Below are 21,371 nucleotides of genomic sequence, written 5' to 3'. Positions count from 1 at the left end.
ATCAACGGATCTGGAGTCAAGGTGCGGCCCATGGGGGCGCGAGCTATCTGCGTCGAGCTGGAGAACTGAGAACCCTCTCAGTCCTAGTTCTCGGCCCGGCTCGGCGTGTGATCTTCCCCCAACCTTCCGCGACTCCTCCGTGAGGCCATGCCGCCATGCGCTCGACGCAGATCCGTCAGACGTTCACCGACTTCTTCACCTCCCGCGGCCACCACCTGGTCCCGTCCAGCCCGCTGGTTCCGGACGACCCGACCCTGCTGCTGGCGAACGCCGGGATGAACCAGTTCAAGCCGTACTTCCTGGGCGAGACCATGCCGCCGTTCCCCCGGGCGACCAGCATCCAGAAGTGCGCGCGGACCTCGGACATCGAAAACGTCGGCCGCACCAACCGGCACGCGACGTTCTTCGAGATGATGGGCAACTTCTCCTTCGGCGACTACTTCAAGGAAGACGCCTGCGCCTTCGCCTGGGAACTCCTCACCCAGGGCTACGGGCTGGAGAAGGACAAGCTCTGGATCACCGTCTTCGAGGACGACGACGAGGCCGAGCACATCTGGCGCCGCATCGGCGTCCCCGCCTCCCGCATCCAGCGGCTCGGGATGGAGGACAACTACTGGTCCATGGGCGTCCCCGGTCCCTGCGGGCCCTGCTCGGAGGTCAACTACGACCGCGGCCCCGCCTTCGGCAAGGAGGGCGGCCCTGCCATCGACGGCGAACGCTACGTCGAGATCTGGAACCTGGTCTTCATGCAGTTCCAGCGCGGTGAGGGCGACAAGAAGGGCAACTTCCCCATCCTCGGCGAGCTCGACCGCAAGGGCGTCGACACCGGTCTCGGCCTGGACCGGCTCGCCGCGATCCTCCAGGACGCCCAGAACGTCTGCACCACCGACCTGCTGCTGCCCACCTTCCACACCGTCCAGGACCTCGCGGGGCGGGCCTGCCCGGCCGAGGGCGAGGAGAAGGTGTCCTTCCAGGTCGTCACCGAGCACGCCCGCTCCGTCGCCTTCCTCATCGCCGACGGTGTCCTGCCCGCGAAGGACGGCCGCGGCTACATCCTGCGGCGCCTGATGCGCCGCGCGATCCGCCACGCGCGTCTACTCGGCATCGAAGGGCCCGTCCTGCCCGCCGCGACCGCCTCGGTGATCGGCAACCTCGGCGACGTCTGGCCGGAACTTGCGGCCCAGGCCGCGCTGATCGAGCAGGTCGTCACCGCCGAGGAGGAGTCCTTCACCCGCACCCTGGCCCAGGGCACGAGGCTGCTGGACGCCGCGATCAGCCGCACCCAGCACAGCGGTTCGGCCGCCCTGCCCGGCGAGACCGCGTTCGAGCTCGCCGACACCTACGGCTTCCCCCTCGAGCTGACCGTCGAGGCTGCCCACGACGCCGGGCTGACCGTCGACGAGGACCGCTTCGCCACACTGCTGGACGAGCAGAAGAAGCGCGCGAAGGCCGGCGGCAAAGCCAAGACCGCCGAGGCCCTGCGCAAGATGGACACCTACCGCGAGCTGGCCGCCCGCCTCCCGAGGACCGAGTTCCTCGGCTACGAGCACCTGACCGCGGAGGCCACCGTCACCGGCCTCATCTTGGCCGGCACCGTTGTCGACAGCGCCGGCGAAGGCAGCGAGGTCGAGCTGGTACTCGACCGCTCGCCGTTCTATGCCGAGGCCGGCGGACAGATCGGGGACACCGGCACCCTCACCATGAGCGACGGCACCCAGCTGAAGATCACCGACACCCGCTACGGCCTGGAAGGCTTCCGGGTCCACACCGCCCGCGTCCTTCAGGGCGAGCTCCGCACCGGCACCGGCGGCGAAGCCGTCGTGGACGCCGGGCGCCGGGCCGGTCTGATGCGGTCGCACTCGGCCACCCACATCCTGCACGCCGTCGTCATGGCCACCCTCGGCGATCACGCCCGCCAGCAGGGCTCCCTCGTCGAACCCGACCGGCTCCGCTTCGACTTCGCGCACTTCGCCGCACTCACCCCCGACCAGCTCCACCAGATCGAGAGCGCCGTCAACGGCCACGTCCTCGACGATCCGGACGTCCGGGCCTGGCACGCCGACCGCGCCGAAGCCGAGGCCGCGGGCGCCATCGCGTTGTTCGGAGAGAAGTACGGCGACACCGTCCGCATCGTCGACATCGGTGATTTCTCCCGTGAGCTCTGCGGCGGCACCCACGTTGCCCACGGCTCCCAGGTCGGCGCCTTCCGCCTGCTCAGCGAGTCCTCGATCGGCTCCAACCTCCGCCGCGTCGAGGCACTTACCGGCCACGGCACCCTGACTCACCTGGACTCCGAGAGGCGGCTGCTGAACGAACTCGCCGGCCTGCTCGGCACCCGCCCCAACCAGGCCCCCGACGCCCTGCGCAAGCGTCTGGACGCCCTCGCCTCTGCCCAGGCGGAGCTGGGGCAGCTTCGGGCCGCTGAACTGCGTTCCCGGGCCGCGCGACTCGCCGACACGGCCCGCCCCGCCGACGGCGGCCGACTCCTCGCTCAGAAGGTCACCGGCATCACGCCGGACGAACTGCGGCAACTGGCCTCCGAGACCCTGGCCCACCTGCCCGCAGGACCCGCGGTCGTGGTCCTGGCCCTGGAACACTCCGGCAAGGCCCTGCTCGTCGCGGCCGTCTCGCCCGACCTGCTCGGCCGCGGCGTCCAGGCCGCGCAGGTCATCGCCCGCGCCGCGAAGACGGTCGGCGGTGGAGGCGGCGGCACCGGTGCCCTCGCCAGCGCCGGCGGACGCCGCCCCGAACACCTCGATCAGGCCCTCACCGCCGCTGCCGAGGACGCCACCGCCCTGCTCGGCGACCGATAGCGTCAGACACCGCGGGCCCGCCCAGACCCCCGCTGGGCGGGCCCGCAGGCCCAAGGAGGACCCGAGATGACGTTCACCTCCGCAGAACGGGCAGCGATCGACGCCCATGCGGCCGTCCTGGGTGTTTCCGCCGAGGAGTACATCCGTCGGGCAGCGGCCGACCGGGCGGTTGCCTGGCAGCGCGAGCACGACACCTTCAGCGAGCTCGCCCAGCAGCGCGGATGCACCGTCGAACAACTGCTGCACCGTGGTTTCCTCACCGACGAGGCCCTCTGACCGGCGCTAGAGTGGATGCGAAAGCCCCGGTGGACCGCTGACCTCCAAGGTCATGTCGCCGGGGCCAAGCCATGCCCGGCTCATGGCCGCCGATCTGCACCGTCGGCCTTCCCCGCTCGCGCGGCAGCCTCCAGTTCGCTTCGGACCCGCCGCTGCCGGTCCCCGGGGAACACGCCCAGCCGCAGCCAGGTTCCCTGCTGCACGTTCGCGCCCGGCACCAGCCACACCGGCACCCGCTCGATCAGCCCCCGCAGGCACATGTCGGACGTCCCACCACTGCCCGGCGAGAAGTGATCGTGGAAGGCGATGATCAGCCGCGGGCGTCCTTCCAGGAGCATCCGGGTGTTCCGCTCCGGTCCGGCCATCCGCCACTGCGAGGGCCGCGCTCGGCGCTCGGCCGCCCAGTCGACCGGATGACAGCAATGCCGCTCCGGGCCGAGGCCCTGCCGCTCACACCAGGCATGGGCTGCGGCGTCAGCCCCGGTCGCGGCGCCTTCGATGATCACCAAATGCTCGCCGTGACGGGCCAGCAGACGCTCCAGAACGGTCTCGACCGTCCCCGGCCACGGCCACCGGCGGCTCCCGCACACCAGCACCCGCGGCTCATCCAGCACCAGCGTCATCTGCTTCACCTCCGTCTCCGCCTCCCACCCTCCCAGAAGGCACTGACAACCGGTGCGGCACAGAACTGCGGATGAGATCAACTCCCTTCCCGCAACCTTCACTTGAGGACTCTCATATTCCGCCCGAACGGCTCTGCTGTATATATAGAGTTAGGTCTCGTGAGGACTCCTTTTCGCATCACGTCGGCCACGCTCGACGTCCTTGAAGCGTTCTTGGTGTCCGGCGAAGAGCTCCACGGCTTCGCGGTCGCCAAAGCCGCCGGCAAACCCACCGGTTCGATCTATCCCATCCTGGCCCGCCTCGAGCAGGCCGGCTGGCTCGACAGCCACTGGGAGGCGGAACACCCCGCTGAGGGCCGTCCCCGCCGCCGCTTCTACATGCTGACGCCGACCGGCGCCGAGCAAGCCCGCAGCATCGTCCTCGAACGCCGCGGCCAGCTGCCGACCCCCGAAGTCATACAGCCCCGCCCCAGACCCGCGTTCGGATTCGTGACGCGATGGGCAGGCGCCTGGTGAACGAGCTCTTAACCCAGACGCTCATCCCCACGGTTCTCGGCCTGGCCGTCGGGGAGTTCACCGAGGTCTCTCCCTGGCTCGCACGCCGCATCCTGCGGCTCGCCGCCCGCCGGCTGGGCAACCCCGAAGCCGCCGAACGCTACGAGGCCGAGTGGGTGGCCCTGCTGGACGAGCGGCCCGGCAAACTGCTGAAACTGTTCTTCGCGTCCTGGATCGCCCTGCGCTCCACATGGGCACTGCGGGCCATCCACCGGCCCCTCGCCGGACAGTCGAGCGCTTCGAGCACCACGACCGGGCCAGCCGATGCCCAGGGGGAACGGCGCCCCAGGCGAGGTCACTGGGTCCGTGCCTACCTCCGTGAGTCCCGGATCCGGCGTTCGGGCGGCTACTACCGCGGCAACCGCTACTACCCCGACCGGCGGCGCTGGGGATCCCTCGCCGCACGACGCCGACGGCGGCGGAACTGCGCCCTGGGACTCTGCGGGCTCTTGGCATGGATGCTCAGCGGCGCCGCGCAGGCCACGGGAATCACGGATTTCGTCGTGGTCGGCATTGCGCCCCCTCTGCTCATCTCGCTCGCCTACCCCTTCTCCACAAGGACCCTGACAAGACTGGATTCCCGCCTGGCGGCCGCCTCGCTCCAGCGAGAGGACTGGTCTCTTGGAGTCGTCAGGGTTCCCTCCGGATCCGTCAGGACGATCCGGCGAACGCTCTCCCAGGGCGGGGAACTACACATCAGCGACACCAAGCGGGGCGGTGACCAACTGGTGCGTGTCGTCGACATCACCCTCGGCGGCCTCGCCTTCGTGGTCAGGCCCCGACGCCGACGGCGGCGCTGATCCGTCAAACCAAGGGGCCCCGCGCGCGGGGCCCCTTCGTGTTGTCGCAGGTCACCCCGCATTGTCAGTAGCGCCTGTCACGATGCGGCCACATTCCGTCACATCGGCCGGACGCAAGGAGCATCCGTTGGGAAAGGCATCACGACGCCGCCGCGAACACCGGCAAGGACAGGGACAGCCGCGCCCGCTGGCGCTGACGTTCTGCGACGTCGACTTCGAACGAGGCTCCCGCGCCCACGGCCGCGGGGTCGCTCCCGCACCACCGGAGGGCTGGGTCATCGGCAGGGCCGGGCTCGTCCACGCCGAATGGGACGGCGACCAGCTCCATGTCACCGGGCAGGAACTGATCGAGGGGCCTCGCCCCGCCAGCCGCATGATCAACGCTCTGACAGGCAAACAGCTCGTCGTCGGCCACGGCATCCTCACCGCCGACCTCCGGGCGGCCGTCATGGTCACCGACGTCCCCGACTCCCTGCTCCGGAGAACCGTCGACACGCTCGCCTTCGCCCACCGCATCCGCGGCAAGCGCTACCCCACTGGCTGCGGCCTGGCCGCACTGGCCAAGGCGAACCTTCGCGATCCGCGCGCAAAGCCGGCCCAGCCGTCCTCTGCCGCCGGCCTGCGGCCAGGCGGCGGCATGCACGGCATGTCCCCCGAACGCGGCGACAGCGACCCCCGTGACGACGCCTTGCTCGTCGCCCGCCTCTGGCAGACCATGATCACGACGCGGGCGCTGTCCTGGGGCGCGGGCAGTCCGTCCTGGACTCACTATCACGGCAACACCCGCCCCGGCACGCCTGCCGGAGCCGCCGCTCTGGCAGAGGAGAACATCGCCGAACTCACCGGCCAGCAACGGCAGATCGAAGCTGCCGAATGGGCGCAGCGCGTCCGTTTCGAAGGCCGCGTCATGCGCCCCACCAACACCGACTCCGTGGCCGCCATGCTCGCCCTCCACTCCGCCAGAGACCTCCCCGCGCCCCAGCAGGTCCGCGAACTCGCAGACGCTCTCCAGGAAGCCGGAGAGATCCCGCCGGACCGCTTGGACACCGAGGACCTCCTCACCGCCATCCAGTGCCTGGGGCCCCGTCAGAACATCGACGTCCGTGAGCGCATCCTCAACGGCAAGAAGCTCACCAAACTCCTCCGGGGGAACCTCGCCATCTACCTCTGGGAAGTCACCCACCCGGAGTGGATGAACACGTTCTGGGAGACCCGCAAACTCGCCAGGACCACTGCCATCGGTGAGCTCCGCCTGTCCCACCTCAGACTCGAGCAACGCAAGATCCGGGGACGCGTTCTCGACGTCATCGAGTAGAAGGACCCGCCGCTGCCCCCGAACGCTCAGCATGCGCCTGCTTTTCCTTAAATGGGATGACCCAGACGTTAAAGGAAAGCGGGCCCCACCCTCCGAGCGATCCGACAGGTCCACCCGACGCCACCCCGCCTTCGACACCACCAGCTGAGCCACCAAGATCTCAACACGCAGAACTTGACAGAGAAGACGTCGGTCAGGGCGACGCGACCGTGCTCGCGGCGGGCGAGTCCACGGCCGTGGTCGTGGACGCGGGACCCGACCCCGGGCCCGCCGACCGCTGTCTGCGGGACCTCGGCGTCACGCGCGTCCCGCTGCTGGTGCTCACCCACTTCCACGCCGACCATGTCGCGGGGCTGCCCGGCGTTCTGCGGGGCCGGGCGGTCGGCGCGATCCAGACGACGGTCTTCGAAGACCCCCCGGAACAGGCCGCGTTCGTACGGAGAACGGCGGCCGGGGCGCGTGTGCCCGTCGTCCGCGCGCGGCCGGGTGAGCAGCGCCGGATCGGACCGCTGACCTGGCGGGTGCTGTGGCCGGCGGCCGGGGCGGCCCCGACGGCAGGGGAGCCGAACGACTCCAGCGTCACCCTGTTCGTACGGATCGCCCAGGGGCCGACGCTGCTGCTCCTCGGTGATCTCGAACCACCCGCTCAACGAGGCCTGTTGCGCAGCCGGCCGACACTGCCACCCGTGGATGTGCTCAAGGTGGCCCATCATGGCTCGCCCTTCCAGCATCCGGGGCTCCTGCGCGAGGTACGCCCCCGGCTGGCCCTCATCTCGGCGGGCCGGGACAACCCGTACGGACACCCCTCGCCCCGTACCGTCGACGCGCTCCGCGCCGGGGGAGCGGCGGTGCTCCGTACCGATACGGACGGGGCGATCGCGGTGGTGGGAGCCGGGGCCGGGCTACGGGCCGTGCTCCGGGGCAGGACCTCGTCCCAGGCGACGGGGAGTCGGTTTCGGCGACCGCGGTCACCGCCCTCTCGACGTCGAGGCGCGCGGTGATCCGGCGGCGGCTGTTCGACAAATCGGTTGTTTAACACCGAGTGACAATCCACTCCGTGCGGTCCTGTACCAGTGGGTACGTTTGCCTCGAACAAAGCAAGGGTGATCGAATGCGTACTTGTCATGGGTCGCCGCTCTCGACGATGACGTCTCCCGTGCGCGGCCCCGCAGAGCCCGAACGCACAGGGGTACGTACACCATGATCAGCCGCCTTCTCGGCCGACGGACGGCCGCTCATCAGCGAAGCAACCCGCTCGCCGGGCTCTCTGTGCCCGCCGGCGCGGGGCTGCTCTCCTGCCGGGTCCTCGACCCCGTCAACGAACCTGTCGGGCGGGCCGAGTTCACGGTGAGTGACAGTGCCGGCCGTAAGGTCGTGAGTGGGGAGACCGACCCCTTCGGGATGCTCGTGGCGATGGTGCCCTTCGGGGAGTACCGGCTCGCCATCTCGGCCGACAGCTTCGCCCCGTACCGGGGGAATGTGTCGATCACCGAGGGCGCGGAGCCCAGCGGCCTCGGCGACATCGTGCTCCAGGTCGCTCCGTCGCTTCCGCTGCCCGCCCCCGGCGACTGGGAGATCGAACAGGCCCACACGCGGGTCGGCTTCACCGCCCGCCACATCGGACTCGCGCGTGTGCACGGCCGGTTCGACAACTTCGCCGGGGCGATCCGGATCGGTGACACCATCGAGAGCACGGCGATGCATGTCGTCATCGACGCCGCCTCGATCAACACGAATGTGCGGATGCGCGACGACCATCTGCGGTCGGCGGACTTCCTCGACGTGGAGAAGTACCCGACGATGGAGTTCTACAGCGACCGCTTCGTGCACCGCGGTGGCAGCACCTGGGCGATCACCGGCGGGTTCACGCTGCACGGTGTCACTCGCACGGTGACGCTCGACGCCAACTACGGCGGTATGCGTGTGGGTATGGAGGGCGAGACGCGCGCGGCCGTCGTCGCCACCACCGAACTGCACCGTGAGGACTACACCATCGACTGGCAGACGATGCTGGCCCGTGGCATCGCCGTCGTCGGCTCCAACATCAGGATCGAGCTCGACATCCAGATCGTGCCCAAGGACACCCAGCTGAAGTACAAGTGACGGCACTCGATAATGGGGTCCGTGAGCGATGTGAGACACCTGCTGGTACTGCCCGACCGTGACGCGGCCGAGGAGGTGGCGCAGCAGCTGGGGGACCGGTTCGACGTGACCGAGGCGCCGCGGTTGCTGCGGGACGCCCTGGCCGGGGAGGACGACGCGGAGGACGCCCAGTGGCTGGTGGTCGTGGAGGACCCGGAGGCGCGGATGGACACGGTCGCGCTCGACGCCTTCGCTGCCGAGTGGGGCGGCTGGCTGGAGGCGCCGTAGCCGCGATCCGTGGCGGCGGTGCTTCATGACGGCGGCCGCGCGGAGTCGCTCGGTGACCGTGGGGCGACAGCCATGCGTCCGGGTGTCAGTGGGCCGTGCGACCCTGGATCACGATGGCCACCAAAAAAGCTTCCCCCGACGACCCGCTCGCCCCGCTCACGCTCGCCGTGGGCCAGGAGGATCTGCTGCTCGACCGTGCCGTGCAGCAGGTGGTGGCGGCGGCCCGCGCCTCCGACGCCGATACGGACGTCCGCGACCTCACCTCCGACCAGCTCCAGCCCGGCACCCTCGCCGAGCTGACCAGTCCGTCGCTCTTCGCCGAGCGCAAGGTCGTCATCGTGCGGAACGCACAGGATCTCTCCGCCGACACGGTCAAGGACGTCAAGGCGTATCTCGACGCCCCGGCCGAGGAGATCACGCTCGTCCTGCTGCACGCGGGTGGCGCCAAGGGCAAGGGGCTGCTGGACGCCGCCCGCAAGGCGGGGGCGCGTGAGGTCGCCTGTCCCAAGACGACCAAGCCCGCGGAGCGGCTCACCTTCGTACGTTCGGAGTTCCGGGCGCTCGGCCGCTCGGCCACGGCAGAAGCCTGTCAGGCGCTGGTCGACTCCATCGGCAGCGATCTTCGGGAGCTGGCGAGCGCTGTCTCCCAGCTCGCGGCGGATGTCGAGGGCACGATCGACGACGCGGTCGTGGGCCGCTATTACACGGGCCGCGCGGAGGCGTCCAGCTTCAATGTCGCCGACCGCGCCGTGGAGGGCAGGACCGCCGATGCCCTCGAAGCGCTGCGCTGGTCCTTGTCGACCGGGGTGGCGCCCGTACTGATCACCAGCGCCCTGGCCCAGGGGGTGCGGGCCATCGGCAAGCTCTCCTCCGCGCGCGGCGGCCGGCCCGCCGATCTCGCGCGGGAGCTGGGGATGCCCCCGTGGAAGATCGATCGCGTGCGGCAGCAGATGCGCGGCTGGACCCCGGACGGTGTGGCGACGGCGCTGCGGGCGGTCGCCGATGCCGACGCGGGCGTCAAGGGGGGCGGTGACGACCCGGAGTACGCGTTGGAGAAGGCGGTCGTCGCGATCGCCCGCGCCGCCCGCTCGAACCGCTGAGACAACCGCTCACAACCCGCTGACAACCGCTGAGACAACCGCTCACGACCGCCGGCAACGGCTGACGACCGCCGGCAACGCCTGACACCGCCGACGTCCGGGAGCGCGTACGCCGAAGGCCCCGGTGCTCCGTCCTGGGGAGGACGGGGCCGGGGCCTCGACGTCAAATCTGGTGAACTCGCACCCGCGTGGCGAACGCAGTCGCGCGCGAGTTCGGGGCGCCGGTCAGGAGCGGTAGAGAGGGCCCGCTGAGTCCCGTCCGGCGGTCAAATCAAGAGAGCGCTCAGCCCTGGAGGGAAGCAACCTTGGCAGCCAGCGCCGACTTCTTGTTGGCGGCGGCGTTCTTGTGGATGACACCCTTCGAGGCAGCCTTGTCGAGCTTGCGGGACGCCTCACGAGCGGCCAGCGAGGCCTTCTCGACGTCGCCCGCGGCAGCGGCCTCACGGGCCTTGCGGATCGCGGTCTTGAGCGACGACTTGACAGCCTTGTTGCGCAGGCGTGCCTTCTCGTTGGTCTTGTTCCGCTTGATCTGGGACTTGATGTTCGCCACGAAAGAGCCTTTTCAGGTTCGGTGAGTCTTGACTGAGCCGCCTCGCGCCGAGATGGCACGAGACACAGCTGTTCAGGCTACCAGTCACCCTCCGACCGGCCCAAACCGGGCGCAGTCCCGTACCCATGGGACCATGGAGCCTACGTATCGATCCGAGTCGACCCGAGACGAGACGCCGCGCGTCTCAAGAATCAGGACCCTGCGTGCCCGCGACCCCTCTCCACGTGCCCGAGCCGAGCCGTACGGACCCGGCGCTGCTCCGCAACTTCTGCATCATCGCGCACATCGACCACGGCAAGTCGACGCTCGCCGACCGGATGCTCCAGCTGACCGGAGTGGTCGACCAGCGGCAGATGCGCGCTCAGTACCTCGACCGGATGGACATCGAGCGCGAGCGCGGCATCACGATCAAGTCCCAGGCGGTCCGGCTGCCCTGGGCTCCGCGTACGGGCGAGGGCGAGGGCACGACGCATGTCCTCAATATGATCGACACGCCGGGCCACGTGGACTTCACCTACGAGGTGTCCCGTTCGCTCGCGGCCTGTGAGGGCACGATCCTGCTGGTGGACGCCGCCCAGGGCATCGAGGCGCAGACCCTCGCCAACCTCTATCTGGCGATGGAGAACGATCTCACCATCGTGCCGGTGCTCAACAAGATCGATCTGCCGGCCGCCCAGCCGGAGAAGTTCTCCGAGGAGCTGGCGAACCTCATCGGCTGTCAGCCGGAGGACGTGCTCAAGGTCTCGGCGAAGACCGGTGTCGGCGTGGACGAGCTGCTCGACCGGGTGGTCAGGGACGTACCGCCGCCGGTCGGTGTCGCGGACGCGCCCGCCCGCGCGATGATCTTCGACTCCGTCTATGACTCCTACCGCGGTGTCGTCACCTACGTACGTGTCATCGACGGCCAGCTCAACAAGCGCGAGCGGATCCGGATGATGTCCACCGGCGCCACCCACGAGCTGCTGGAGATCGGTGTCTCCTCGCCGGAGATGACCCCGGCGGACGGTCTCGGTGTCGGTGAGGTGGGCTACCTCATCACCGGTGTGAAGGACGTACGGCAGTCCAAGGTCGGTGACACGATCACCACCCTCAACAAGGGGGCGACCGAGGCGCTCGGCGGCTACAAGGACCCCAAGCCGATGGTGTTCTCCGGCCTCTATCCGCTGGACGGCTCGGACTACCCCGAGCTGCGCGACGCCCTCGACAAGCTCCAGCTCAATGACGCGGCCCTGGTCTACGAGCCGGAGACCTCCGCGGCCCTCGGCTTCGGCTTCCGCGTCGGCTTCCTCGGGCTGCTGCACCTCGATGTGATCCGGGAGCGTCTGGAGCGCGAGTTCGGGCTCGATCTGATCGCCACCGCCCCCAACGTGGTCTACCGCGTGCTGATGGAGGACGGCAAGGAACACACGGTCACCAACCCGAGCGAGTTCCCCGACGGCAAGATCGACTCGGTGCACGAGCCGGTCGTACGGGCCACGATCCTCGCTCCGAGCGAGTTCATCGGCTCGATCATGGAGCTGTGCCAGTCCCGTCGCGGCACCCTGCTCGGCATGGACTACCTCTCCGAGGACCGGGTCGAGATCCGCTACACGCTGCCGCTCGCCGAGATCGTCTTCGACTTCTTCGACCAGCTGAAGTCCAAGACCCGGGGCTACGCCTCGCTCGACTACGAGCCCACCGGCGAGCAGACCGCCCAGCTCGTCAAGGTCGACATCCTGCTGCACGGCGACAAGGTGGACGCCTTCTCCGCGATCACCCACCGGGACCAGGCGTACGCGTACGGTGTGCGGCTGGTCGCCAAGCTGCGCGAGCTGATCCCGCGGCAGGCCTTCGAGGTGCCCATCCAGGCGGCCATCGGCTCCCGGGTCATCGCCCGCGAGACGATCCGCGCCATCCGCAAGGACGTCCTCGCCAAGTGCTACGGCGGTGACATCTCCCGGAAGCGGAAGCTGCTGGAGAAGCAGAAGGAGGGCAAGAAGCGGATGAAGATGGTCGGCAGCGTGGAGGTCCCGCAGGAGGCCTTCATCGCGGTGCTCTCCAGCGACGAGTCCGGCGGCAAGGCGAAGAAGTGATGCCGCGAGGCGGCGAGGCGACGTAGCGCGGAGAAGTAGCAGAGCGTGATTCGCGGACTGGACGGGTCCCGCGCCGTGGCGCAGGGGCCCGTTCGCGTACTCCGTGCCCCCTGGGGCGGTTCGATATGAAGCGGCGTGTCGCTGCCCCTTACGTACCGGGGCGGGTGGCATCTAGTCTGATCGATGATCCTAGTTACTCGTCGGTTAGTTACTTGTCAGTCACATAATCAGGTCAGTCACGCAGCGCTGCCGCGGGCTCGGAGGATGTCGTGAGCGACACACAGAACTTGATCGAGAACCGGCCGCCTTCCGTGGCGGCCCTCTTCATTGAGCGCGTGAGCGCCACGCCGGACGCGGAGGCCTACCGCTTCCCCGTCCCCGCGCCCGTCGGCCAGGGCCCCGACGAATGGCGCTCCCTGAGCTGGCGCGAGGCGGCCGAGCGGGTGTACGCGATCGCCGCCGGACTGATCGCGCTGGGCGTACGGCCCGAGGAGCGCGTCGCGCTCGCCTCGTCCACCCGCGTCGAGTGGATCCTCGCCGACCTCGGGGTGATGTGCGCGGGCGCCGCGACCACCACGGTCTACCCCTCGACCAACACCGAGGAGTCCGCGTACATCCTCGCCGACTCCGAGAGCCGGGTCCTGATCGCCGAGGACGCCGCCCAGCTCGCCAAGGCGCGCGAACGCCGGGCGGAGCTGCCGCATCTCCGCCATGTCGTCGTGATCGACGCCGCCGACGCGCTCCCCGCCGAGGGTGACCCGGAGGGCTGGGTGCTCTCGCTGGCGGATCTGGAGGCGCGCGGCACGGAGTATCTGCTCACGCGTCCGGAAGCGGTCAAGGAACGGGTCGCGGCCATCACCGCCACTCAGCTCGCCACCTTGATCTACACCTCGGGCACCACCGGCCGGCCCAAGGGCGTACGGCTGCCCCATGACAACTGGTCGTACATGGCCAAGGCCACCGCCGGCACGGGACTGATCACCAAGGACGACGTCCAGTACCTGTGGCTGCCGCTCGCCCATGTCTTCGGCAAGGTGCTGACCTCGGGACAGATCGAGGTCGGGCATGTCACCGCGGTGGACGGGCGCGTCGACAAGATCATCGAGAATCTGCCGGTGGTCCAGCCGACCTATATGGCGGCCGTGCCGCGGATCTTCGAGAAGGTCTACAACGGGGTCGCGGCCAGGGCGCGGGCCGGCGGCGCCGCCAAGTACAAGATCTTCCAGTGGGCGGCGGGGGTCGCCCGCGAATACGCCAAGGTCTCCCAGGACAACTTCCGGCGCACGGGCACGGCCTCCGTACCGTTCGCCCTCGGCGCCAAGCACAAGGCCGCCGACGCGCTCGTCTACGCCAAGCTGCGCGAGGCGTTCGGCGGCCGGCTGCGCGCCGCGGTCTCCGGCTCCGCCGCGCTCGCGCCCGACATCGGCTACTTCTTCTCCGGGGCCGGGATCCACATCCTGGAGGGCTACGGACTGACCGAGTCCAGCGCCGCCAGCTTCGTCAACCCGGGGGAGGCGTACCGCACCGGCACGGTCGGCAAGCCGCTGCCCGGCACCGAGGTACGGATCGCGGACGACGGGGAGATCCTGCTGCGCGGCCCGGGGATCATGGCCGGATATCACGGGCTGCCGGAGATGACGACGGAGGTACTGGAGCCCGACGGATGGTTGCACACCGGCGACATCGGCGAGCTGTCCCCCGACGGCTATCTGCGGATCACCGACCGCAAGAAGGACCTCATCAAGACGTCGGGCGGCAAGTACATCGCCCCGGCCGAGGTGGAGGGGCAGTTCAAGGCGGTGTGCCCGTTCGTCTCCAACATCCTGGTGCACGGCGCGGACCGTAACTTCTGTACGGCGCTGATCGCGCTCGACGAGCCGACCATCCTCGGCTGGGCCGCCGAGAACGGCCTGGCGGGCAGGACATACGCCGAGGTGGTCGCGTCCCCGGCGACCGAACGGCTGATCGCGGGCTATGTGCAGCGGCTCAACGGGGGACTCCAGCGCTGGCAGACCATCAAGAAGTTCCGGCTGCTGCCGCGCGATCTGGACATCGAGCACGGCGAGCTGACGCCCAGCCTCAAGCTCAAGAGGCCGGTGGTGGAGCGGACGTACAAGGATCTGATCGAGGAGATGTACGAGGGCGCCCGGGAGTCCTGAGGGCAGCCGTCGGGCCGGGGCCGGGGTCCATAGGCCAGGCCCCGGCCCGGGCCCGGCCGGTGGGTCCGGGCGCCCCGGCCGGCGGGCCCAGGCCCCGGCTGGTGGCTTCGCCGCTCGCGCTACTGGTCCCGGCCGCGCCGCAGTTCCTCCAGCGTCTCCTCTATTCGGGCCAGCTGCTTTCCCACCGAGTCGAGGCCCCCGGAGGCGCCCGCCCGCAACTCGTCCTCGATCGAGGCCAGCCGCTCCGTGATCTCTCCCAGATGCTCCTGCTCCCGCGACAGCAGCCGTTCCAACTGGCGGTTCTTGCGGTGCAGATCGAGGAAGACGCTGACCTTGGCCCGGAGCATCCACGGGTCGAAGGGCTTGGTCAGGAAGTCCGCCGCGCCCGTGGCGTAGCCACGGAAGGCATAACCGCTGTCGGACTCCGGACCGTTCAGGAAGATGATCGGGATGTCCTTGGCGCCGTCGAGCCGCTTGATCCGGTAGGCGGTCTCGAAGCCGTCCATCCCCGGCATCCGGACATCCAGCAGAATCAGCGCGAACGGCTCCCGCAGCAGCGCCCGCACCGCCTCCTCGCCCGAACGGGCCCGTACGAGCGGCTCGTTCAGCGAGGCGAGGACCGCTTCCAATGCGTCGAGATTGTCCTCCAGGTCATCGACGAGAAGGATGCTCGCCCGGTCCGTGGTGGCTGTTGTCCTGCTCATCCCGCTCCCCTTGTCCGGCCCCGTGTTCAGGCCAGGGAGGCAAGGATGCTCTGTGCGACGCGTTTTGGCACGTCCTTCCGGCGGTTTGGGCCCCGTGTCGCCGCCGTATCGCCGTATCGCCGCGGCCCCGCCACCGTACCGTCGCGCCCCCGCCGCCGTAGCGCCGCGCGCCCGCCGCCCTATCACCCGCATCCGGCCGGTGTGCTTCCGGTTCATGGTCAAATCTTGTCCACTTCCATGACTCGGCGCGTATGAGCGGGCTCCGTCTGTCACTCTGTCGGGATCGTAAGCGGCACAACGCCAGAACCGGATCAGGAGCCGCAGTGGGGCGCATTCCGATCCCGCGCGAGACCCTTCATCTCCCGGCACCCCAGGTGCCGTTACGGAGGGACACGCGGTCGACATCACGTACCAGCCTGCCGGGCAACCCGCTCGCGCCGTCCGCCGCGCGCCGCTTCACCCGCGCCGCGCTGGCGGACTGGACCAGTCTCGGGCTGCTCACCACCTGTACCTTCTGCCAGGGGGACGAGGGCTGTTCCCCGGGGGAACACAGCACCGATCTGCTCGCGGACGACGCGGTGCTGATCGTCGACGAACTCGTCACCAACGCGGTCGTGCACGCGGGCACCACCGTCGAGCTGCTGTGCCGGCTCGAAGACCCCGGCGAGGACACGTCAGGGACCCCGTCGGGGGAGGACGGGGAGCCCGCGGCCGTGGTCCTCGAAGTCTCCGACCACCACCCCGCCCGCGCCATCCAGAGCGACGCGGCGGGGCAGGGACCGGCAGGTACACCGGAGTACGGGCGCGGGCTGCAACTGGTCGCCGCGCTCGCCGAACGCTGGGGTATCACCTATCGCTCCGGGCTCAAGACCGTCTGGGCCCGTCTCCCGCTCGAAGGCCGGGATCCGGGACAGGATCCGGGGACCGAGCCCGCCCTGCGGCGCGGGCTGCGCGCCGCCGAGATCCTCGCGCCGGCCACGCGCCGTACGGCGCGCGACGACCCCGAGTGGACGGGGCGGGGCGCTCTCTCGTTCCTCGCCGAGGCGTCCGAACTGCTCGCCGGGCAGCTGGACGAGGATCTGGTCGCGGCGCTCGCCGGACAGCTGCTGGTGCCACGGCTCGCGGAGTGGTGCGCGGTCTGGCTGGACGGCGAGGGCGGGCAGCAGGGCGCGGTGCCCCGGCTGGCGCGGGTGTGGCACGCGGACGAGGCGAGGATCGAGCCGCTGCGCCGGATCCTGGAGAAGGAACCGCCGCGGCCCCCGGTCTCACCGAGGGGCGGCCCGGTGCGGGTGCCCTGGCCGGGCGAGGGATCCGGGGCGGGGTCCGGACCATGTGCCGGTGCCGGTGCCGGTGCGGCTGCGGGGGCGGGGGCCGACTCCGGCTCGGCTTCCGACTCCGAGGCCGGACCTGGGTTCGACTCCGAGGCCGGTGCGGCGCTCGCCTGCCGACTGGTCGCGAACGGGCGCGCGCTCGGCACGCTGCTGCTCGGCAGACCGGGCCAGGGCCCGGTCCCCGACGAGGTGACCGCGCTCATCGAGGACTTCGCGCGCCGCGTCGGCCTCGCGATCGGCGCGGCCCGCCGCTACACCCGTCAGGTCACCATCAGCCGGGTCCTGCAACGCGGACTGCTGCCCAGCCAGGTGGCGCGCATTCCGGGCATCGCGAGCTCACTCGTGTACGAGCCGAGCGACGACGGTCTGGCGGGCGGCGACTTCTACGACGTCTTCCCGTGCCCGCCGGGCGACCGCTGGTGCTTCATGCTCGGCGATGTCCAGGGCAGCGGTCCCGAGGCCGCTGTCGTCACCGGCCTGGCCCGCCCCTGGCTGCGGCTGCTCGCCCGCGAGGGCTACCGGGTCGGCGCGGTCCTCGACCGGTTGAACCGGCTGCTCCTGGACGACGCGACGGAGGCTGCCGAGTCCGCGTCCCTGATGGTCGCCGCGTCGGCCGCGTCCGCCGCGTCCGTCGCGGCCGCGACGACGTCTGTGGCGTCCGCCGCGTCGATGCCCCCGTCGTCGTCACCGTCACCCTCCGAGGGCGGCCAGGCCCGCTTCCTGTCCCTGCTGTACGGCGAGCTGATGCCGCTGCCGGGCGCGGGCGGCGCCGTACGGTGCACCCTCGCCAGCGCCGGCCATCCACTGCCGCTGCTTCTGCGGCCGGACGGGACGGTGCGCCCGGCGGCGGAGCCGCAGCTGCTGCTCGGGGTCGTCGAGAAGGTCGCGTACGAGAGCAGCACCTTCGACCTGGAGCCCGGCGACACGCTGCTCTGTGTCACCGACGGCGTCACCGAGCGCCGCTCCGGCCGGCGGATGCTCGACGACGGCGACGGTCTCGCGCGGGCCCTGGCGGGGTGTGTGGGGCTGACGGCGCAGGGCGTCGCGGAGCGGATACGACAGGTCGTCCACGACTTCGACGAGACGCCCCCGGAGGACGACGTGGCGCTGCTGGTGCTCCAGGCGACCTGAGCCCCGCGTGGACGGGTGGACCGGCGCGGGGCCCGGTCCACCCGTCACGTACGGGACACTGGGGGCATGCCTTCCGCACTGCCCGACGGTGACCCCATGCCCGAGACCGGCGCGCTGCCCCCGCACGCCCTCGCGGGCGCGGCGGACCGGCCCCTCGGCTTCTACCTGCACGTTCCGTACTGCGCGAGCCGCTGCGGCTACTGCGACTTCAACACGTACACGGCGACCGAGCTGCGCGGCTCGGGCGGTGTCCTGGCCTCCCGCGACAACTACGCGGACACCCTCGCCGACGAGGTCCGGCTGGCCAGGAAGGTGCTGGGCGACGACCCGAGGCAGGTCCGTACGGTGTTCGTCGGCGGCGGTACGCCGACACTGCTCGCCGCGGCCGATCTGGTCCGGATGCTCGGGGTGATCCGCGACGAGTTCGGGCTCGCGGACGACGCCGAGATCACCACGGAGGCGAATCCGGAATCCGTGGATCCGGCCTATCTGGCGGCCCTGCGGGAGGGCGGTTTCAACCGGATCTCCTTCGGGATGCAGAGCGCGAAGCAGCACGTGCTGAAGGTCCTGGACCGTACGCACACCCCCGGGCGGCCCGAGGCGTGCGTCGCGGAGGCCCGTGCGGCGGGCTTCGAGCATGTGAACCTCGATCTGATCTACGGGACGCCGGGGGAGAGCGACGACGACTGGCGCGAATCGCTCGCGGCGGCGGTGGGGGCCGGGCCCGACCATGTCTCCGCGTACGCGCTGATCGTGGAGGAGGGCACCCAGCTGGCCCGGCGCATCAGGCGCGGCGAGGTCCCGATGACGGACGACGACGAGCACGCGGACCGGTATCTGATCGCGGACGAGGTGCTGACGGCGGCGGGCTTCTCCTGGTACGAGGTGTCCAACTGGGCGACCTCGGAGGCGGCCCGCTGTCTGCACAACGAGCTGTACTGGCGCGGCGCGGACTGGTGGGGCGCGGGTCCGGGCGCGCACAGCCACGTGGGGGGCGTGCGCTGGTGGAACGTGAAGCACCCGGGCGCGTACGCGGCGGCGCTGGCGTCGGGACGGTCGCCGGGCGCGGGACGGGAGATCCTGACGGCGGAGGACCGCCGGGTGGAGCGCGTCCTGCTGGAGCTGCGGCTCTCCGACGGCTGCGAGCTGTCGTTGCTGCGGCCGGACGGCCTGGCGGCGGCCCGGCGGGCGGTGGCCGACGGGCTGCTGCGGCGGGAGGCGTACGACGGGGGGCGCGCGGTGCTGACGCTGCGGGGGCGGCTGCTGGCGGACGCGGTGGTCAGGGACCTGGTGGATTGATCACTCGCCGGTGTGAATCCGAGCGGATTCGGGGCGAGTCTGCTTACGCTGATTCCTAGTCTGCCGCTGACAGAAGCGGCGGAATGTGGAGGTTCACGGAGATGACCGCTGTGGATGAGCGACCGATCACCGACACCGCCAAGTTCTTCGAGAGCCTTGAGGTTCCGGAGAGGTTCAAGGCGGAACTCCTCAGGGGGGACATTGTGATGATGGCGGGGCCCGACCGGGTCCATAACGCGATCGTGGAATCTGTGCAGGACCAGATCCCGCGCAAGCACTGGAGCCGTCTTCAGACGCAGGACATCGCCATCCCTGGTGAGGAAAGTGAGCCGCAGCCCGATCTGGTGGTCCTTGAGCGGGCCGCCAGACTTGGGTCGGGGCGGCTGATTCCGGCCCCGGACGTCACCCTGGTGCTTGAGGTGGTCTCCAAGACCAGCGGCGATCGGGACTACGGCGTTAAGCGTTCGATCTACGCAGCGGGCAATGTGCCCGCTTATCTGATCATCGACCCGATGGAGCAGCGCTGTGTGCTGCTCACCGAACCGGCCGGCAGCGGAGAGCGCGCCGACTATCGCACGGAGCGGACCAGCAAGTTCGGCGACCCCGTACCCCTGGCAGTGCTTGGAGTCGAGCTCGACACCTCCGACTTCGAGAGCCTTCCTCCCGTCAGACGGTACCGCCGACCGTGACGAAGTCGATCAGTTCCTCCACCCTCCCCAGCAGCGCGGGTTCCAGGTCCCGGTAGGAGCGCACACGCGACAGCACGTGCTGCCACGCCGCCCCGGTGTTCTCCGGCCAGCCCAGCGCGCGGCACACCCCCGTCTTCCAGTCCTCGCCCCTCGGCACCGTCGGCCATGCCGCGATCCCCACCGACGACGGCTTCACCGCCTGCCAGACGTCGATGTAGGGGTGGCCCACCACCAGGACGTCCGCGCCCGTCACCGCGGACGCGATGCGGGACTCCTTCGAGCCCGGTACCAGATGGTCGACCAGGACGCCCAGCCGCGCGTCCGGGGCCGGCGCGAACTCGCCGACGATGGCCGGGAGATCGTCGATGCCGCCCAGGTATTCCACGACCACGCCCTCGACGCGCAGATCGTCGCCCCACACCTTCTCGACCAGCTCCGCGTCGTGCCGGCCCTCCACATAGATGCGGCCCGCCCTCGCCACGCGCGCGCGGACCCCGGGGACGGCGACCGAGCCGGAGGCGGTGCGGGACGGTCGGGAGGGGTCCGCCGTCGCCGGGCGGACCAGGGTCACCGGACGGCCCTCCAGGAGGAATCCGGCGGGCAGCAGCGGGAAGACCCGGTGCTTGCCGAAGCGGTCCTCCAGCGTGACCGTCGGACCCTCGGCGGTCTTCTCGCAGCGGATCACCGCGCCGCAGAAGCCCGTTGACACCTCCTCGACCACCAGATCCGGCTCGGCGGGGACCTCGGGCGCGGGCGTGGACTTCTTCCACGGGGGCGTCAGATCAGGGCTGTAGCTGCGCATGCGCACGACGATAGGCCGCGGCGCGGCGCGGCGGCTACGACGCCCCCGCCCGCGCGGCCAGCGCGTCCCGCTGCGCCCGTACGAACGCCGCGTCCACCACCGCCCCGTGCCCCGGCACATACAGCGCGTCCTCGCCGCCCAGCGCCAGCAGCCGGTCCAGGGCCGCCGGCCAGCGCGCCGGGACCGCGTCGGGGCCCGCCTGCGGCTCGCCGGACTCCTCCACCAGATCGCCACAGAAGACGACCGCGGGGGAGCCGGGCACCAGCATCGCGAGATCGTGCGCGGTATGACCGGGCCCCGCGTTCGCGAGCACGACCCGGAGGCCGCCCAGGTTCAGCGTCACCTCCCCGGACACCGGGTGCCGGGGCGCCACCAGGAGGTCCACCGCCTCGGCTGCCTCCCCCGCGGCGACCCCGTGGCGTACGGCGTCCTCGTACAGGCCCGCGGTGTCCCCGGTGAGCAGTTCCGCCATGCCCGCGGCCCCGTACACCTCCGCCTCCGCGAACGCGGCCGTCCCCAGTACATGGTCGAAGTGCGGGTGGCTCAGCGCGATATGGGTCACGCGACGGCCGCCGAGCAGGGTCCGTGTGTGTGCCCGGATCGCGGCGCCCTCGCGGAGCGTGGAGCCCGTGTCGTAGAGCAGCGCCGCGTCGGCGCCCACGGCCAGTCCCGTCGTCGCGTCCCACCCCGGCAGCCGCAGCCGCCCCACTCCCGGAGCCAGCGGCTCCCATCCGGATTCTTCCCAGGCGACGTTCATACCGGGACGCTACGGGACGCTATCG

General features: G+C 70.5%; 18 protein-coding genes and 1 pseudogene. 14 read left to right on the top strand and 5 right to left on the bottom strand.

Annotated features, from left to right (window positions below; translation table 11 throughout):
* Positions 1 to 155: 155 nt before the first annotated feature.
* On the top strand, positions 156 to 2,813 hold the full coding sequence (gene alaS, locus ABTZ59_RS01375) for an alanine--tRNA ligase (RefSeq protein ID WP_351387872.1): 2,658 nt from the start codon (positions 156 to 158) through the stop codon (positions 2,811 to 2,813).
* 66 nt (positions 2,814 to 2,879) lie between these two features.
* Positions 2,880 to 3,089 (top strand): hypothetical protein, encoded by a 210-nt coding sequence (locus ABTZ59_RS01370; protein WP_351387866.1) that lies wholly within the window; start codon positions 2,880 to 2,882, stop codon positions 3,087 to 3,089.
* 80 nt (positions 3,090 to 3,169) lie between these two features.
* Here ABTZ59_RS01370 and ABTZ59_RS01365 read toward each other — a convergent pair whose 3' ends face one another.
* The gene (locus ABTZ59_RS01365; protein WP_351388749.1) at positions 3,170 to 3,712 is read right to left on the bottom strand and encodes an SLOG family protein; all 543 of its coding nucleotides are present in this window, start codon (positions 3,710 to 3,712) and stop codon (positions 3,170 to 3,172) included.
* 159 nt (positions 3,713 to 3,871) lie between these two features.
* Between ABTZ59_RS01365 and ABTZ59_RS01360 the strand changes: the two genes are divergently transcribed.
* The 7 genes and pseudogenes from ABTZ59_RS01360 (at position 3,872) to holA (ending at position 9,852) form a co-directional block, all read left to right on the top strand.
* Complete coding sequence (locus ABTZ59_RS01360; protein ID WP_351387863.1) at positions 3,872 to 4,228, top strand: PadR family transcriptional regulator; 357 nt, start codon at positions 3,872 to 3,874, stop codon at positions 4,226 to 4,228.
* Positions 4,225 to 5,067 (top strand): hypothetical protein, encoded by an 843-nt coding sequence (locus tag ABTZ59_RS01355; RefSeq protein WP_351387860.1) that lies wholly within the window; start codon positions 4,225 to 4,227, stop codon positions 5,065 to 5,067. The genes ABTZ59_RS01360 and ABTZ59_RS01355 overlap by 4 nt, the downstream gene beginning before the upstream one ends.
* A 127-nt stretch (positions 5,068 to 5,194) precedes the next feature.
* On the top strand, positions 5,195 to 6,382 hold the full coding sequence (locus ABTZ59_RS01350; RefSeq protein ID WP_351387855.1) for a hypothetical protein: 1,188 nt from the start codon (positions 5,195 to 5,197) through the stop codon (positions 6,380 to 6,382).
* Between the two features lie 185 nt (positions 6,383 to 6,567).
* Positions 6,568 to 7,383, top strand: a pseudogene (locus ABTZ59_RS01345) (ComEC/Rec2 family competence protein); the annotation flags it as partial.
* Positions 7,384 to 7,582: 199 nt separating this feature from the next.
* Positions 7,583 to 8,485 carry a YceI family protein gene (locus ABTZ59_RS01340; protein WP_351387851.1) on the top strand — a complete coding sequence of 301 codons (903 nt, stop codon included), beginning with the start codon at positions 7,583 to 7,585 and terminating at the stop codon, positions 8,483 to 8,485.
* 12 nt (positions 8,486 to 8,497) lie between these two features.
* Positions 8,498 to 8,752, top strand: a complete 255-nt coding sequence (locus tag ABTZ59_RS01335; RefSeq protein WP_351387848.1) for a hypothetical protein — start codon at positions 8,498 to 8,500, stop codon at positions 8,750 to 8,752.
* A gap of 113 nt (positions 8,753 to 8,865) precedes the next feature.
* Positions 8,866 to 9,852 carry a DNA polymerase III subunit delta gene (holA, locus tag ABTZ59_RS01330; RefSeq protein ID WP_351387843.1) on the top strand — a complete coding sequence of 329 codons (987 nt, stop codon included), beginning with the start codon at positions 8,866 to 8,868 and terminating at the stop codon, positions 9,850 to 9,852.
* 283 nt (positions 9,853 to 10,135) lie between these two features.
* On the opposite strand, the gene rpsT is transcribed toward holA, so the two are convergent.
* The gene (rpsT, locus tag ABTZ59_RS01325; RefSeq protein WP_030352331.1) at positions 10,136 to 10,402 is read right to left on the bottom strand and encodes a 30S ribosomal protein S20; all 267 of its coding nucleotides are present in this window, start codon (positions 10,400 to 10,402) and stop codon (positions 10,136 to 10,138) included.
* Between the two features lie 203 nt (positions 10,403 to 10,605).
* Between rpsT and lepA the strand changes: the two genes are divergently transcribed.
* Together lepA and ABTZ59_RS01315 are read left to right on the top strand one after the other, a co-directional pair.
* Positions 10,606 to 12,474: a translation elongation factor 4 gene (gene lepA / locus ABTZ59_RS01320; RefSeq protein WP_351387836.1), complete on the top strand. Its 1,869-nt coding sequence runs from the start codon at positions 10,606 to 10,608 to the stop codon at positions 12,472 to 12,474.
* A 269-nt stretch (positions 12,475 to 12,743) separates the two neighbouring features.
* Positions 12,744 to 14,633 (top strand): AMP-dependent synthetase/ligase, encoded by a 1,890-nt coding sequence (locus tag ABTZ59_RS01315; RefSeq protein ID WP_351387832.1) that lies wholly within the window; start codon positions 12,744 to 12,746, stop codon positions 14,631 to 14,633.
* A gap of 119 nt (positions 14,634 to 14,752) precedes the next feature.
* Here the strand turns inward: ABTZ59_RS01315 and ABTZ59_RS01310 are convergent, their stop codons facing one another.
* Positions 14,753 to 15,337: a response regulator gene (locus ABTZ59_RS01310; protein WP_351387828.1), complete on the bottom strand. Its 585-nt coding sequence runs from the start codon at positions 15,335 to 15,337 to the stop codon at positions 14,753 to 14,755.
* A gap of 323 nt (positions 15,338 to 15,660) precedes the next feature.
* On the opposite strand from ABTZ59_RS01310, the gene ABTZ59_RS01305 reads away from it, so the two are divergent.
* The 3 genes from ABTZ59_RS01305 to ABTZ59_RS01295 all read left to right on the top strand — a co-directional run bounded on the left by ABTZ59_RS01305 (position 15,661) and on the right by ABTZ59_RS01295 (position 19,787).
* Positions 15,661 to 17,799: a SpoIIE family protein phosphatase gene (locus ABTZ59_RS01305; protein WP_351387822.1), complete on the top strand. Its 2,139-nt coding sequence runs from the start codon at positions 15,661 to 15,663 to the stop codon at positions 17,797 to 17,799.
* A 66-nt stretch (positions 17,800 to 17,865) separates the two neighbouring features.
* The gene (hemW, locus tag ABTZ59_RS01300) at positions 17,866 to 19,098 is read left to right on the top strand and encodes a radical SAM family heme chaperone HemW (RefSeq protein WP_351387818.1); all 1,233 of its coding nucleotides are present in this window, start codon (positions 17,866 to 17,868) and stop codon (positions 19,096 to 19,098) included.
* 101 nt (positions 19,099 to 19,199) lie between these two features.
* A complete protein-coding gene (locus tag ABTZ59_RS01295) occupies positions 19,200 to 19,787 on the top strand; it encodes a Uma2 family endonuclease (RefSeq protein ID WP_351387812.1) in 588 nt (195 codons plus the stop codon).
* On the opposite strand, the gene ABTZ59_RS01290 is transcribed toward ABTZ59_RS01295, so the two are convergent.
* Positions 19,765 to 20,589: a DUF3097 domain-containing protein gene (locus tag ABTZ59_RS01290; RefSeq protein ID WP_351387809.1), complete on the bottom strand. Its 825-nt coding sequence runs from the start codon at positions 20,587 to 20,589 to the stop codon at positions 19,765 to 19,767. The genes ABTZ59_RS01295 and ABTZ59_RS01290 overlap by 23 nt on opposite strands.
* 34 nt (positions 20,590 to 20,623) lie before the next feature.
* A complete protein-coding gene (locus ABTZ59_RS01285) occupies positions 20,624 to 21,346 on the bottom strand; it encodes an MBL fold metallo-hydrolase (RefSeq protein ID WP_351387806.1) in 723 nt (240 codons plus the stop codon).
* Positions 21,347 to 21,371: the final 25 nt, after the last annotated feature.

This window comes from Streptomyces sp. NPDC094034 (genome assembly GCF_040303865.1).
Taxonomy (GTDB): domain Bacteria; phylum Actinomycetota; class Actinomycetes; order Streptomycetales; family Streptomycetaceae; genus Streptomyces.
The sequence above is the reverse complement of the archived record's forward strand: the minus strand, read 5'-3'. Positions and strand labels throughout refer to the sequence as shown.

What these genes read in the sequence shown, in the direction of transcription:
- alaS (WP_351387872.1), top strand. Translation starts at nt 156, where the DNA reads ATGCGCTCGACGCAGATCCGTCAGACGTTCACCGACTTCTTCACCTCC.
- ABTZ59_RS01370 (WP_351387866.1), top strand. Translation starts at nt 2,880, where the DNA reads ATGACGTTCACCTCCGCAGAACGGGCAGCGATCGACGCCCATGCGGCC.
- ABTZ59_RS01365 (WP_351388749.1), bottom strand. Translation starts at nt 3,712, where the DNA reads ATGACGCTGGTGCTGGATGAGCCGCGGGTGCTGGTGTGCGGGAGCCGC.
- ABTZ59_RS01340 (WP_351387851.1), top strand. Translation starts at nt 7,583, where the DNA reads ATGATCAGCCGCCTTCTCGGCCGACGGACGGCCGCTCATCAGCGAAGC.
- ABTZ59_RS01335 (WP_351387848.1), top strand. Translation starts at nt 8,498, where the DNA reads ATGGGGTCCGTGAGCGATGTGAGACACCTGCTGGTACTGCCCGACCGT.
- holA (WP_351387843.1), top strand. Translation starts at nt 8,866, where the DNA reads ATGGCCACCAAAAAAGCTTCCCCCGACGACCCGCTCGCCCCGCTCACG.
- ABTZ59_RS01310 (WP_351387828.1), bottom strand. Translation starts at nt 15,337, where the DNA reads ATGAGCAGGACAACAGCCACCACGGACCGGGCGAGCATCCTTCTCGTC.
- hemW (WP_351387818.1), top strand. Translation starts at nt 17,866, where the DNA reads ATGCCTTCCGCACTGCCCGACGGTGACCCCATGCCCGAGACCGGCGCG.
- ABTZ59_RS01295 (WP_351387812.1), top strand. Translation starts at nt 19,200, where the DNA reads ATGACCGCTGTGGATGAGCGACCGATCACCGACACCGCCAAGTTCTTC.
- ABTZ59_RS01290 (WP_351387809.1), bottom strand. Translation starts at nt 20,589, where the DNA reads ATGCGCAGCTACAGCCCTGATCTGACGCCCCCGTGGAAGAAGTCCACG.
- ABTZ59_RS01285 (WP_351387806.1), bottom strand. Translation starts at nt 21,346, where the DNA reads ATGAACGTCGCCTGGGAAGAATCCGGATGGGAGCCGCTGGCTCCGGGA.